This is a genomic window from Bacillus carboniphilus, assembly GCF_039522365.1.
Classification (GTDB): Bacteria; Bacillota; Bacilli; order Bacillales; family JC228; genus Bacillus_BF; species Bacillus_BF carboniphilus.
The window spans coordinates 1-13,103 of the sequence record NZ_BAAADJ010000018.1 but is presented as its reverse complement, the minus strand read 5'-3'; the positions used below and the strand labels follow the sequence as shown (position 1 = coordinate 13,103).

The 13,103-nt window shown below is 38.0% G+C and carries 13 protein-coding genes and 1 riboswitch; of the genes, 7 read left to right on the top strand and 6 right to left on the bottom strand.

Annotation, left to right across the window (positions count from 1 at the left end):
* Nucleotides 1-18: 18 nt before the first annotated feature.
* The gene (locus ABDZ91_RS08940; protein WP_343798228.1) at nt 19-438 is read right to left on the bottom strand and encodes a MarR family winged helix-turn-helix transcriptional regulator; all 420 of its coding nucleotides are present in this window, start codon (nt 436-438) and stop codon (nt 19-21) included.
* Between the two features lie 239 nt (nt 439-677).
* Between ABDZ91_RS08940 and ABDZ91_RS08935 the strand changes: the two genes are divergently transcribed.
* Entirely contained in the window at nt 678-1,376 is a 699-nt protein-coding gene (locus ABDZ91_RS08935; protein WP_343798227.1) for a YetF domain-containing protein, read from the top strand.
* Nucleotides 1,377-1,396: 20 nt separating this feature from the next.
* On the opposite strand, the gene ABDZ91_RS08930 is transcribed toward ABDZ91_RS08935, so the two are convergent.
* Entirely contained in the window at nt 1,397-1,708 is a 312-nt protein-coding gene (locus ABDZ91_RS08930) for a DUF3219 family protein (protein ID WP_343798225.1), read from the bottom strand.
* 171 nt (nt 1,709-1,879) lie between these two features.
* Between ABDZ91_RS08930 and asnA the strand changes: the two genes are divergently transcribed.
* From asnA to ABDZ91_RS08910, 4 genes are all read left to right on the top strand, one after another.
* Nucleotides 1,880-2,890, top strand: a complete 1,011-nt coding sequence (asnA, locus tag ABDZ91_RS08925) for an aspartate--ammonia ligase (RefSeq protein WP_343798224.1) — start codon at nt 1,880-1,882, stop codon at nt 2,888-2,890.
* A 233-nt stretch (nt 2,891-3,123) separates the two neighbouring features.
* Nucleotides 3,124-3,229, top strand: a riboswitch (SAM riboswitch).
* Between the two features lie 107 nt (nt 3,230-3,336).
* Nucleotides 3,337-4,383 (top strand): LLM class flavin-dependent oxidoreductase, encoded by a 1,047-nt coding sequence (locus ABDZ91_RS08920; protein WP_343798223.1) that lies wholly within the window; start codon nt 3,337-3,339, stop codon nt 4,381-4,383.
* Nucleotides 4,384-4,401: 18 nt separating this feature from the next.
* Nucleotides 4,402-5,358: an ATP-grasp domain-containing protein gene (locus ABDZ91_RS08915; protein WP_343798221.1), complete on the top strand. Its 957-nt coding sequence runs from the start codon at nt 4,402-4,404 to the stop codon at nt 5,356-5,358.
* Nucleotides 5,359-5,569: 211 nt separating this feature from the next.
* The gene (locus ABDZ91_RS08910; protein WP_343798219.1) at nt 5,570-5,953 is read left to right on the top strand and encodes a hypothetical protein; all 384 of its coding nucleotides are present in this window, start codon (nt 5,570-5,572) and stop codon (nt 5,951-5,953) included.
* Between the two features lie 135 nt (nt 5,954-6,088).
* Here ABDZ91_RS08910 and ABDZ91_RS08905 read toward each other — a convergent pair whose 3' ends face one another.
* Nucleotides 6,089-7,402 carry an NCS2 family permease gene (locus ABDZ91_RS08905; RefSeq protein ID WP_343798217.1) on the bottom strand — a complete coding sequence of 438 codons (1,314 nt, stop codon included), beginning with the start codon at nt 7,400-7,402 and terminating at the stop codon, nt 6,089-6,091.
* Between the two features lie 265 nt (nt 7,403-7,667).
* Between ABDZ91_RS08905 and ABDZ91_RS08900 the strand changes: the two genes are divergently transcribed.
* Entirely contained in the window at nt 7,668-9,245 is a 1,578-nt protein-coding gene (locus ABDZ91_RS08900) for an ATP-binding protein (protein ID WP_343798216.1), read from the top strand.
* A gap of 39 nt (nt 9,246-9,284) precedes the next feature.
* Here the strand turns inward: ABDZ91_RS08900 and ABDZ91_RS08895 are convergent, their stop codons facing one another.
* The 3 genes from ABDZ91_RS08895 to ABDZ91_RS08885 form a co-directional block, all read right to left on the bottom strand.
* A complete protein-coding gene (locus ABDZ91_RS08895) occupies nt 9,285-10,262 on the bottom strand; it encodes a ring-cleaving dioxygenase (RefSeq protein WP_343798214.1) in 978 nt (325 codons plus the stop codon).
* A gap of 145 nt (nt 10,263-10,407) precedes the next feature.
* Nucleotides 10,408-10,677, bottom strand: a complete 270-nt coding sequence (locus ABDZ91_RS08890; RefSeq protein WP_343798213.1) for a hypothetical protein — start codon at nt 10,675-10,677, stop codon at nt 10,408-10,410.
* Nucleotides 10,678-10,713: 36 nt separating this feature from the next.
* The gene (locus ABDZ91_RS08885) at nt 10,714-11,913 is read right to left on the bottom strand and encodes a DHH family phosphoesterase (RefSeq protein WP_343798211.1); all 1,200 of its coding nucleotides are present in this window, start codon (nt 11,911-11,913) and stop codon (nt 10,714-10,716) included.
* A gap of 146 nt (nt 11,914-12,059) precedes the next feature.
* Between ABDZ91_RS08885 and ABDZ91_RS08880 the strand changes: the two genes are divergently transcribed.
* The gene (locus ABDZ91_RS08880; protein ID WP_425541815.1) at nt 12,060-13,001 is read left to right on the top strand and encodes an acetamidase/formamidase family protein; all 942 of its coding nucleotides are present in this window, start codon (nt 12,060-12,062) and stop codon (nt 12,999-13,001) included.
* The last annotated feature ends 102 nt before the right edge of the window (nt 13,002-13,103 follow it).

Genomic DNA, 13,103 nt, shown 5'->3' with positions numbered 1-13,103 from the left:
TTGATGTATATAACAAAATTATTTTTCTAACTGAGTCAGCCAATTTTTAATTAAAGCAGCAAGCTTCTCTTGGGAGTCTTCAGGAAAATTTCTCACTAATGACTCATTCATATCAAGTACAGCTTTTTCCCAAATTGGAAATTCTTTAATTGCTTTTTCACTTAGTTGTATATATTTGACACGCTTGTCCCTTTCGCTTGTTACTTGACTGACGTATCCTTGTTTGACCAATCGCTGAATCAACCTTGTCATTGGTGGTGCTTCAACAGCGAGATATTCACACAGCTCTGATTGTGTTGATGTTCCTTTTGTCCTTAGCACGTACAAAACAGACCATTGTGCACTATACAATCCATATGGTTGGAGCGTTATATTTAAGTGCTTATGCAATAGCCTTGATAGCTGATGTATTCCGTGAAATAAACGATGATCTTCCATATTTACTCCGCCTCAAAAATTATTTACCTAGGTAACTATATCACAAATAAACCTACTCCTACAAGTAATGGAAAACATTTTAACCTTTAATAAACATCGTAAACCATCATATTTAAACAAACGTTTGTTTAAATACTCAAAAGCATAAACTCGGTTACAATTGAGCAACTTATAAAATAGTATTTATGCTAAATATTGGATTGAGTTTTAGAATTCTTAAAATAGAAAGGATGTGTAGTATGAGTACGTTAGAATTGTTTCTTAGAGTGGCTTTAGGCTTTATTGTTTTATTTACATTAACTAGAATCATGGGAAGAAAAGAAATTAGCCAAATGACCTTCTTCAATTTTGTTTCATCAATAGCCATTGGCTCAATCGCAGCCAATTTAGTTGTTAATCAAAACCTCAGTATACGAAATGGCGTTTTATCTCTGGTCGGATGGACTATATTCACCCTGGTCATGGATTTTATCGATATCAATTCGAAGAGAGCTAGAAAAGTTGTTTCTGGTACCCCTACCGTCGTGATAAAAGAAGGAAAAATTATAGAAAGTGCTATGCGGCAATCTCGCTTGGATTTGGATTCCTTAACAGCCATGCTCCGACAAAAAAACATTTTTTCGATGGCTGATGTGGAGTATGCAGTGCTCGAAACCAATGGAAATATCTCCGTATTAAGAAAAGAAGAAAGACAGACTATAACCAAAAAGGATATGAATATACCAACAACAGCTCGGAAAGTGGTCTCACTAGAAACAGCTGTTATTTCTGATGGACACGTACTTTCAGATAATTTATCTAAATTACATCTAGATCAAGCATGGCTCTATCAACAATTAAAACAGAAAGGGATTCACTCTCCATCCGAAGTCTTTTATGCGGAAGTCCAAAAAGATGGTTCACTTTTTGTGGACAGTAAGGAAAACCTACTCCACTAATACAAGGAAGCAAACCGGAATCAAGGTTTGCTTCCCGTGTGTTCATCCTTCTCTTTTTCTATTAACGATAGAGCAAAATCTCCAACAGCTCCAACCTCATACAGGTTTGTGACGGATGTTGAATAGGAGGAAATTTCTGCCTCAAAATCAAGATTTTTTTTTGGGATTTTTACCTTAAAGTTGTTTGCATATAGCATCGTAGTAATTTCGTGGTACCTAAGATGTTCTACTTTAAAATCAAAACTAATTTTCATCCTACCTTTATCTCCCACTCGTTCCTCCTTATAGTTGGTAGCCTCTATTGACACATCATTAATAATGATAATTTCCATATATGGATTCACCTCAAAGGAAAGTATACACCTAGGATTATCATTTAAGTGGATATTCATGAACATTTTGCATATCACAATGGGCTTTGTCATCTCGCACACCTCTTTTCTCTCTTCATAAAGTAAAAGGCAAGGATACTGTTTTCTATCGGAAGTTGGAGGTTGATCTATTTGACAAATACACCCGTAACACCAAGTGAATACAAATCAAAGTTAAACCTAATTCAAACGGAATTAGCCATAAAGCAATTAAAAGAATTTTTTGAGAACAAACTGTCAAAGGAGCTACATTTAATTGAAATATCTGCTCCCCTGTTTTTAAAAAATGGTACAGGGCTAAACGACAATTTAAATGGTGTTGAAAGAGTAGTATCATTTGAGGCGTACGATCTTAGAGATAATCTCGAGATTGTTCAATCTTTAGCAAAATGGAAACGAAATGCCTTAAAAAAATACAACATTCCAGTTGGCTCGGGCATTTATACAAACATGAATGCAATTAGAAGAGATGAGATGTTGGATTGCCTTCATTCCATTTACGTGGATCAATGGGATTGGGAGAAGGTCATTTCTTGCGAACAACGAAACTTAGACAATTTAGTAACCGAAGTCCAGACGATTTATAAAGCTATAAAAGAAACGGAAGAGTATCTGTATCAAAAGTTTCCTTTACTGAATCCCATTTTACCGAATGAAATTACCTTTATAACTTCTCAACAACTTGAAGATCGATACCCTGGCGTGTCTCCAAAAGAAAGGGAAAATAAAATAGCAAAAGAATTTGGAGCTGTTTTTATCATGCAAATTGGTGGGGAGTTGCGGTCAGGTGAAAAACACGATGGGCGTTCACCTGATTACGATGATTGGGCTTTAAACGGTGATATTATTTTTTGGTATCCCGAAATACAAAAGGCTCTAGAGGTTTCTTCGATGGGGATTAGAGTGAATGCAGAATCATTGATTAAACAATTAAAACAATCTGGGAATGAAGAGCGGAGTAAACTCGAATATCACCAAGCCGTGTTAAAAGGGTTGCTTCCTTTCTCAATTGGTGGAGGAATAGGTAAGTCACGATTGTGTATGTTCTTACTTAAAAAAATCCACATTGGAGAAGTGCAGGTTTCCGTTTGGAACGATGACATTATTCAAGAATGCAAACTGGCTAATATCCCTCTTTTATAGGGAGTTTGAAGTTTTAAACAAACGTTTGTTTAAGCTTTTGCCCACTTTTCTTTGAGGAGATTTAAACAAACGTTTGTTTAACTATTTTTCAACAAGTTTCGGACGGTGACAGATACTTGTTCTGAGGTCAAAAGATAATTTTCGAGTTCCGAAACAAAACTCTTGCATATATTCCCCTTTGTATTATATATTTATTAAAACATACTTTGCTTATATGAAAACTACATATTGATTCCTTATCAAGAGAGATGTAGGGACTGGCCCGATGACATCTCAGCAACCAGCCTTTTGGCCCAGGTGCTAATTCCAGTAGACTTTTAGCAGTCTAGAAGATAAGAAGATTTAAGCCTACTCAGGACCTTCTTCTTATGAAGGTCCTTTTTTTATGTTCAACAGGCAAAGTGTGTACTCTTATTCAAAAATTAACCAACAGGAGATGACGAGAAATGAAATACGGATTTTGGTTACCCATTTTTGGCGGATGGTTACGAAATGTAGAAGATGAGCAAATGCCACCTACATTTGAATATGCAAAAAAGGTCATTCAATCCGCTGAAAATTGGGGCTATGACACGACTCTTATTGCAGAACTGTACTTAAATGACATAAAAGGCCCTGAAAGTCCCTCCCTAGAAGCTTGGTCAACAGCAGCAGCATTAGCTGCTGTAACGAGTAAAATTGAAATTATGACCGCCATCCGACCTGGATTCCACAATCCAGCTGTTACTGCAAAAATGGCTGCCAATATTGACCGAATTAGTAACGGCCGATTTACGTTAAATGTTGTATCCGCATGGTGGGAAGAAGAGGCCCGTCAATATGGTGGGATTTTTACGGAGCATGATGAGCGATATGACCGCACTGAAGAATTCATTGAAGTTCTAAAAAGCCTATGGACCAAGGATGTTGTCAATCACGATGGTAAATTTTATTCCTTAAAAAACACACATCTCTCTCCTAAACCTGTCCAAACACCAAACCCAATCCTTTACGCTGGAGGAGAAAGTCCACGGGGGAAAGAGGCTATTGTCAATAACTGCGATGCATACGTTATGCATGGTGGTACAGTAGATGAGGTACGAACTAAGATTGATGATATGAAAGCACGTAGATCAGCTGCTGGTAAGGAACCTTTCCAATCATTTGGTATGGCTGCCTATGTCATCTGCCGCGATACTGAAGAAGAAGCACAGCATGAGTTAGCTAGAATAACGGATGTTAAGGAATCCAGTGCTTATGCTGGATACAAAGATTTTGTTGGAAAGTCTCAGCTTGAACAACAAGTAAAATTATATGACTATTCGGTTTCAAATCGTGGATTAAGACCAAATCTAATTGGAACACCTGAACAAATTGCTGACCAGATTATTGCTTTTGAGGAAGCTGGAGTGGACTTATTACTCCTTCAATTCTCTCCACAGCTTGAAGAAATGGAACGCTTCTCTACGGATGTTATGCCACTAGTGGAAGCGAAAAGAAAAGCTACAGTTTAGTAAGGAGGAGTAAAAATAATGAGTAAAATATATGTTCTTCACGAAAATCAGGAATGGACGGATCATTTAATTAAGCGTTTGGAAGAATTAGAGTTGCCTTATGAACAATGGTTCTTAGACCAAGGTGTCATAGATCTATCTGAAGCACCACCTGAAGGTGTTTTCTATAGTCGTATGAGCGCCTCCTCACATACCCGAGACCATCGCTTTGCACCTGAACTAACTGAATCTGTTTTAGCTTGGTTAGAACGACATGGACGAAAAGTGATAAATGGAAGTCGAGCATTGCGACTAGAAGTGAGTAAGGTTAATCAATATATGGCTTTAGAAAAAGCTGGCGTTCGGACACCGAAGACTGTTGTGGCTGTCGGAAAAGACCAAATTATCGAAGCCGCTAAAAAGTTAAACAAACCTACGTTTATTACGAAACACAACCGTGCAGGAAAAGGGTTGGGTGTCCAACTTTTCCATTCAATAGAAGCGCTTAAGGAATATGTATATGGGCCAACATTTGAGGTACCTGTCGATGGAATTACGTTAATCCAAGAATATATCCAATCACCTGATTCTTCTATTACACGTTGTGAATTCGTTGGTGGTAAGTTCTTATATGCGGTAAAAGTAGACACATCTGAAGGATTTGAATTATGTCCTGCAGACACCTGTCAAATCAATGACCTCTTCTGCCCTGTTGGTGAAGAAGTAGAGGAAAAGCCAAAGTTTCAAATCATCCAAGGATTTAATGAAGGCTTCCTTCAGGATTTTGAAAATGTACTTTTTGAAAATGAAATTAAAGTAGCAGGAATAGAGTTTATACGGGACCAGGATGGTGTGGTGTATACGTACGATATAAATACCAATACCAATTACAATGCTGATGCAGAGGTCGATGCCGGAAAATATGGGATGCTTGAACTGGCTAAATACCTAGGGAGTGAATTGGAGAAGCTCAAGAAGGTCCATAACTTGGGATAACCTAAGAAAGGACTTATAAAAAACCACAGATTAAATAAAAATAAAAAGCACTACTTAAGGCAAACCTATTAAATGTCATAGTAGTGCTTTATTTTTTTGACAAATTTCGAGGTGTGACAGGCACATTTCGAAAATATTTGTATAAATTAGTCGAAAGGTCTGATATAATTTTATAGTTCAATTGTCATAATTTTCTAAAGGAGGAAACATCATGAACTTCAGCTTCAAAAGTGCTAGTTTAGGCGCTAAACTTATTGTTGTTTCAACAATTGCCGCAATCATTTCTTTATTTTTGCCTTGGGTTGACCTTGGCTTATTCGGAACTGCATCAGGATTCCAACAAGAAGGATACCTACTTCTTATTCCCTTTATCTATCCTGTATATCGCGTTCTAAAAGGCCTTAGTCTAAACCGTGTCATTGGGTTAATTTGTGGAGTTATTGCTATCATTGGTTCAATTTTATTCTTAAGTAGTAAAAGTGTTGATTTTATGGGTGAAACTATAAATGGAGCTGGATCTGGACTTTATTTATGTGTTGCCGCTGCTGTTTTATTAACAGTTGGAGTTTTTCTAGATAAGCCAAAGCAAGTATAAAAGATATACAAACAGCCAAATTACACCAGACCAAAATAAAGGCACCCACAATGGGTGCCTTTTCTTATTTACCCTTTTATACAATTTCTCTTCTCATTCGCAAATTCCGATGTGTAACCTGGCACATGTCCGAGACTAGTGTGGAATAAACACCAACTGAATTAGGAATAGAACAGCAAATAAATAGACAAGCGGATGGACGCTTCGCCCTTTTCCTTTAACTAGCTTTAAAAGTGGATATGAGATGAATCCTAAGGCCATTCCCGTTGCAATACTAGAAGTTAAAGGCATGCTCAAGATGACTAGGAACGCTGGGAATGCTTCATCAAATTCATTCCATTTAATATGTGCAACGTTTCCTAACATGAGGCTTCCTACGATAATTAAAGCTGGTGATGTAATCGCTGCAAGACCTGATACCGCACCAACCGTAGGTCCAAAAAAGCTGGTTAAAGCAAACAGTGCAGCTACCGTTACAGCAGTTAACCCTGTTCTTCCTCCTGCAGCAACCCCTGTAGAAGACTCAATGTAAGCGGTTGTTGGACTTGTACCAAAGATGGACCCCACTGTTTTCGCTACTGAATCCGCAAGCAATGCCTGTCTAGCACGAGGTAGTTTATTCCCCTTCATAAAACCGGCTTGCTTCGCGACACCAACCATCGTACCAGTTGTATCAAAAATTGTAACAAGTAAGAATGAGAAAACAACTGCGTATAAACCATAGCCTACAACATCGCCAAATGCATCAATCGGGGAACCAAACACAAACCATTCTGGCTGTTCGGGTTTCGACACAAAGCCGTTCTCAAACGATAGGTTTCCTGTTAAATAAGCAATGACACCCGTAGCAATCATCCCTAAAAAAAGTGCACTATTAACATTCAAAGCCATTAGTATGATGGTCACAGCTAGGCCAATCAAGGCTAACACCACTTCTGGTGATTGTAAATCTCCCAATCCAACTAAATTTGAAGGATGGGCCACAATGATATTTGTTAATCTTAATCCAATAAAAGCAATAAAAAGACCAATCCCAGCAGTGATTCCTAACTTTAAGTTTTCCGGGATTGCTTCAACTAACTTCTCTCTAAAAGGGGTTAAGGAAAGAATAATAAATATAATACCCGAAACAAACACTGCCCCGAATGCAACTTCATATCCAATATCAGGGTTCGCCCCTACCACTGAATAGGCAAAGTATGCATTTAATCCCATCCCTGGAGCAATAGCTATTGGATAATTGGCGAAAAAGGCCATCCATAATGTTCCTACTACAGCAGCAATAATGGTTGCGATAAACACTTGCTCAAATGGAACTCCTGCATCCGATAAGATAATGGGATTCACGACTACTATATACACCATAGTTAGGAAGGTAGTCATCCCTGCTAACAATTCCGTTCGTATGTTTGTATTGTTTTTTCTTAGGCCGAACCATTTATCTAGCATCTACATCCTCCTACACGAACATATTTTACAGACCTTAATGATAATATTCGTTTTTACAATAGTACGCAAGGGTTTTCTTAGGATATTTCCAGCTTTTTTATATTTCTTTAACTTTCACTCTTTCTTCTAATTCCCTGAAACTCCTGATAATTTTCGACAAAATCTATCAAATTTCCCGTATTTCAGAATATTATGGTATAATTTCACTTATAAAAAGTTGCGTCTAAAATACTTCTTTGCTCTTAAATTTATTTAGAAAGGCCTTATGTTTATGGAGCGTATCAACCTTTTAAGGGATCGTAATGGTCTACTCATTAAAATCCTATGGATTATTTACATAATTGATTTAGTCTTTTATTTTTCATTAGACCCGATTAAAACCTTTATTTGGCCCAGTATAGGCTTAATCATAGCTATTAGTTTGGTCATTATATTAAAGTCCAAAGCTCCACCCGTTTTCACCATGTACGCAACCATATTGGGGCTTTACATTTTCTTTTTTTCACTCAATTACTTTTTTCCTTATTTCATAAACTATATTTTTATTTTTCTCGGTATTATCCTGACATCACTATATCAAAATGCTTTGGCTATCGTTTTTTCAGGAGGACTTGCTACATCTCTCCTTATTTATTTTTACACTGAGAATCAAGAACTATATGCAGAGACAATGTCTGAAATAGATTTAATCTATTATGTTTTGTTTGGACTTTTTACCGTTATCTTTCTTCTGTTCTATTCAAACTATGTAAATAAACTGTGGGTACAAGCATATAAAAGGGAAAATGAAGCAAAAGAAGCTCTCTTTTTATCTCAAGAATACCTACAATCCATCATTCAACACACCCAAGATGCAGTTGTTGTTATTGATAAAGATGAAAGAGTGTTAACAGCCAATCAAGCGTTCGAAAGGATATTTGGAATACCGATTGAGAAAAATCTTGGGGAAAAGCTTGATATCCTTCCCAAACGTATTGTTCCGTTAGCTAAAAAACAGCTTCAGAAAGTGCTGCAAGGAGAAAGACTCATCGCAATTGAAACAAAATGCCTACGAAGTGATGGAGAAGAAATTACAGTTGAAATGACACTCTCCCCTATCTATAACAAGGAGCAGTCTATTGATGCTATCTTTGTTATCGTTAGGGATATTACACAAAAAAAAGAAACTGAACGATTACTACTCGAATCTGAAAAATTAAAGCTAGCTGGCGAAATTGCAGCAGGAATTGCTCATGAGGTGAGGAATCCTCTAACCGTTATTTCTGGATTTCTACAAATGATAGATCGTGATCCTCAAAAGATTAAGCAATATTCTTCTATTATGCTTGGAGAAATCAAACGGGTTAATGAAATTATTAATGAATTCCTCTTACTAGCCAAGCCAAAACCACAAAACTTTCTGGTGTGTGATTTAACTGATGTCGTCCAAGACGTCCTACTTTTATTCGAGTCTGAGTGCAATCTTAAAAGTATCGTATTGAATACAAAGCTATCTTCTAAACCAACTATTTTAAAATGTGAACCCAATCATTTAAAACAAGTGTTTATTAACTTGCTAAAAAATGCAATTGAAGCAATGCCTAAAGGTGGAACACTTACGATTCAAACCGATCAAACTGATAAAAATACCGCAACAGTTTCTATATCAGATACTGGAGTTGGCATCCCTTCTGCTAATATGCAGTTAATTGGTCAACCGTTCTTCACTACAAAAGATAGTGGCACGGGTCTAGGTTTAATGATTACAGAGAAAATTATTAAAGATCATCAAGGTAATGTAGAGATTAAAAGTATCGAAAATATTGGGACTGAAGTGATTATCCAATTACCTCTAAAAAAATGAAGCCTACTAGTACTACAATTGACTAGTAGGCTTCCTTTCTTATTCTTTAACAAAATCAATCGTACTTCTTACTGTATCAATTGGACGTACTAACTGTTCAATTTGTTCACGCTTTGGTTCTAAGAAAGGTGGAAGTGATAACTTCTCACCTAACGTTTCATACGGTTCATCACCCATAAAACCAGGTCCATCCGTTGCAAATTCAAATAAAATACCTGGTGCAACTCGGGCATATAAAGAACCGAAGAAATATCGATCTACAAAGCCCGATGTTTGGAATCCAAAGCCTCTCATCCGGTTATCCCATTCTTCTAATACTGCTTTATCCTCTACCCTCAGGGCTGCATGGTGAACGGTACCGTATCCTTGACGTGCCTGTGGAAGAACTGTGTTATGTTCAACAATGATTTGAGCACCATTTCCACCTTCCCCTACTTCAAATAGATGGAAGGATTCTTCTTGATCGATTTCCTTAAACAGCAGAACCTTCTCCAACATTTCTTTAAAATAATCAAATTGCGCAACTCTTACATGAAGAGGTCCTAGACCCGTAATCGCATATTCTAGAGGAATTGGCCCTTTTTGCCATGGAGTACCTGAAGCGACACCTTTATTATTTTCATCAGAAACTAATTGATATTGCTGGTCGTCAAAATCCACAAAGGATAATGTCTGCTTACCAAATTGTTGTTTGATTCCGGAATGCTTTACATTCAGTCTATCGAATCGTTTAACCCAGTACTCTAATGAAGTATCTGTCTGCACACGGAAGGCTGTTTTATAAATTTCATTCGTTCCATGTGAGCCTTTTGGAATTCCAGGGAAGTCGAAGAATGTCATATCTGTTCCTGGACTTCCCGTATCATCCGCAAAGAATAGATGATACGTTTGGATATCATCTTGATTTACCGTCTTTTTCACAAGACGCATACCTAAAACATACGTAAAGAACTCATAATTCTTTTCTGCACTACTCGTAATCGCAGTGACATGATGCATTCCTTTTAAGTGGTTCATTTCTTCTCCTCCGTTTAGTGTATATTTATTTAAAACCAATACCTTTAATTAAAATATCTCTATTTAGAGATAAATGTATCACGAATATTCTCATCAGTCAATTCGACAAATTTCGGGGCGTACCTGGCACGCCCCGAATGTGTAGTTATTTGGACTTGTACAACGCTTGTACCTGTTCTAAATCTTGAATAAATTGGTTAATCTCTTCTTGGGTGAGACGGACAAGAATTTGATCATACAAAGTCAGTATCTGTCCGTCTTCTTCATCCTGGTGCTTTTTTAAGTATTCATAGAGCAGTTGAAGCTGATTTTCTTTTATAGTGGACTCTAGGGTCAGGTGTTTGACTCGATGAAGGGAAAATTCTTTTAACCCCTCATCATACTCCCCTGCTATAATGTTACCCTCAAGATTCATACGAACCACTCCTTGTTATGGAAGCGATATAGGCAGCTAAGCTTCTCTTTTCTTGTCATTACTTACATATTTTTTAAGATAATCTACGAAATGCTCATCACGTGTCAGCCATGCAGAGTAGTTTCTTTTAATATATCTTTCTGCCTCTTCAAATGAAGGAAATACGCTTGAGAGGGCTTGACCGTTTCGCTCAACCACCCACTGATGATGCTTTTTTTCATAAATAAAAAAATCCTCTTCCTCTCTATTCACATACAAAGACCCATCCACTGAATTTTTTATATTATAGTGATTCTTTGTAAAATCCTGTCTTAATGGCTCAATGGTAAAAGCAGCTTTCACATATAATTCATAAGATTCCTCATTCATTGAGCAACCTGCTGCCTTGGCATGCCCGCCACCACCAAACTGTCCAGCAACGGCTGAGACGTCCACATTATCATGGATGGTTCTAAAGCTAATCTTTCTTCCACCCATGTTTAAAATCGTGATATAGTCCAAGTGGCTATGCTCTTTCCCAAGCTCACTTCCAAGCTCAGAATGATACGATTCTGCATGCACAATCCCCGTACAATAATCCCCAATAAAGGTTTGAACGAGCTCTCGTTTTTTCCTCCTGATATATCGCTCAATCTTATCTTCTTCCATCTCAAGGAGCTTTTCCTCAAAGTCATCATATTCAAAATGGTCAGCGTCCTGCAGTCGTGCCACCATTTTTTCTTCAAATTCATCCAATGACACCATAAAAAACAAGTCATTTAACTGTTTAGCTTTAATGTTCTCATTTTTTTCCCATTCCCAGATATCATATTGCCGGACTAGTTCTACATACTCCTCTAAAGCCCCAGATGGTTTAAGGAGATCCTTCTCCACTAGAAACTCATATAGTAAAGAGGTGGCGCTCGCTAACCGACCATCCTCATACTCAACCGTCACATGTCCCCAACTATAATCATTCAGGTGAATAGCTGTTTTATGATGGTCAATTAAATCAACTTTGCCTCCTTCTTTCACGTAATCATTCAAGCCTTTTGCATTCTTTTCATTAACCGATAGATCTGTAATTAACATGTGTACATCCTTGTGTTTCTTATCACTCTCAAGAAACCTCTCCACCTGATGATCTAAACCCATTACTGAGTTGTAACGAACATCTACCTTGTCACCAAACGCTAATCTTGCCACGATTCCGCAGCTCACACCATCTAGATCGTTATGAGTAAATAACTTGTACATAATATCCCCTCGACTGTAATTTTTTTCATCTGTTGTTTAGTGTGTTTTTATTTAGACGAACTATACGGATTCATGATAATCGAGTGAAAAATTAGCGTGTTATTTCTTATTTGCTGTAAAATAAACATATTCTACTTAGAAGGATGATGAAGGTGCTACACAAACTAGAATTATCTAATCAAAACTTACATGGTAGCTTTAGTAAAGACTATCAGCCTATACTAACCGTCGAGTCTGGTGACACGGTCCAGCTGACAACTACTGATATCAAATGGGGATACTCCAAAGACAAATCTGAAGACATTATCCGGTATACTTCTCGTGAAAAGGAAGAGCGACCGGGGCATCCAATTATCGGACCAATTGCTATTAAGGGGGCCAAACCCGGAATGGTTCTGGAAGTTAAATTGAATGAGCTAGCCCCTGGATGGTATGGACAAAACTGGGCTGGTGGCATTCGGAATTGGCAAAATGAAAAACTTGGTCTTGCCGATGAAGAGACTGTCCAATTAGATTGGGAGCTTGATGCCGTCACTATGACTGGAAGCTGTACCATTGGTGGCCGTAAATTCCATGTTGGGCTATCCCCTTTTATGGGACTGATGGGAGTGGCACCTGGTGAACCTGGAGTTCATCCAACAGCCCCACCTCGATACTGCGGAGGGAATATTGATTGTAAGGAGCTTGTGAAAGGAAGCAGTTTATTCTTACCGATTTCAGTTGATGGCGCCTTATTCTCCATTGGGGACGGACATGCCTTACAGGGTGACGGAGAGGTTTCTGGTACAGCTATTGAGTGCCCAATGGATTTTGTAGATATTACCTTGGTGGTTCATGAAAATATGTCGTTGAACATGCCTCGAGCTAAAACGCCAGCTGGCTGGATAACCTTTGGTTTTGATGAGGACTTAAATGCAGCAACTGCGGTGGCACTGGACGAGATGGTCCAACTTATGCAACAATTTTACGGGTTGAAAAAGACAGAAGCTCTTGGCTTGGCTAGTGTAGCTGTGGATTTACGGGTTACACAGGTTGTGAACGGGGTTAAAGGTGTACATGCTGTATTGCCGCATGGAGTTATAAGGTAATCGAGTAGGAGGGGGTGACTAACCCCCGACCTCTCACACCACCGTACGTACCGTTCGGTATACGGCGGTTCAACTATGATTGACGTAAAAATTCATATCGTT

Excerpts from the sequence above, each read along its gene's own strand:
- ABDZ91_RS08940 (WP_343798228.1), bottom strand. The coding sequence starts at position 438 with ATGGAAGATCATCGTTTATTTCACGGAATACATCAGCTATCAAGGCTA.
- ABDZ91_RS08935 (WP_343798227.1), top strand. The coding sequence starts at position 678 with ATGAGTACGTTAGAATTGTTTCTTAGAGTGGCTTTAGGCTTTATTGTT.
- ABDZ91_RS08930 (WP_343798225.1), bottom strand. The coding sequence starts at position 1,708 with ATGGAAATTATCATTATTAATGATGTGTCAATAGAGGCTACCAACTAT.
- ABDZ91_RS08920 (WP_343798223.1), top strand. The coding sequence starts at position 3,337 with ATGAAATACGGATTTTGGTTACCCATTTTTGGCGGATGGTTACGAAAT.
- ABDZ91_RS08915 (WP_343798221.1), top strand. The coding sequence starts at position 4,402 with ATGAGTAAAATATATGTTCTTCACGAAAATCAGGAATGGACGGATCAT.
- ABDZ91_RS08910 (WP_343798219.1), top strand. The coding sequence starts at position 5,570 with ATGAACTTCAGCTTCAAAAGTGCTAGTTTAGGCGCTAAACTTATTGTT.
- ABDZ91_RS08905 (WP_343798217.1), bottom strand. The coding sequence starts at position 7,402 with ATGCTAGATAAATGGTTCGGCCTAAGAAAAAACAATACAAACATACGA.
- ABDZ91_RS08900 (WP_343798216.1), top strand. The coding sequence starts at position 7,668 with ATGTTTATGGAGCGTATCAACCTTTTAAGGGATCGTAATGGTCTACTC.
- ABDZ91_RS08895 (WP_343798214.1), bottom strand. The coding sequence starts at position 10,262 with ATGAACCACTTAAAAGGAATGCATCATGTCACTGCGATTACGAGTAGT.
- ABDZ91_RS08890 (WP_343798213.1), bottom strand. The coding sequence starts at position 10,677 with ATGAATCTTGAGGGTAACATTATAGCAGGGGAGTATGATGAGGGGTTA.
- ABDZ91_RS08885 (WP_343798211.1), bottom strand. The coding sequence starts at position 11,913 with ATGTACAAGTTATTTACTCATAACGATCTAGATGGTGTGAGCTGCGGA.
- ABDZ91_RS08880 (WP_425541815.1), top strand. The coding sequence starts at position 12,060 with ATGAAGGTGCTACACAAACTAGAATTATCTAATCAAAACTTACATGGT.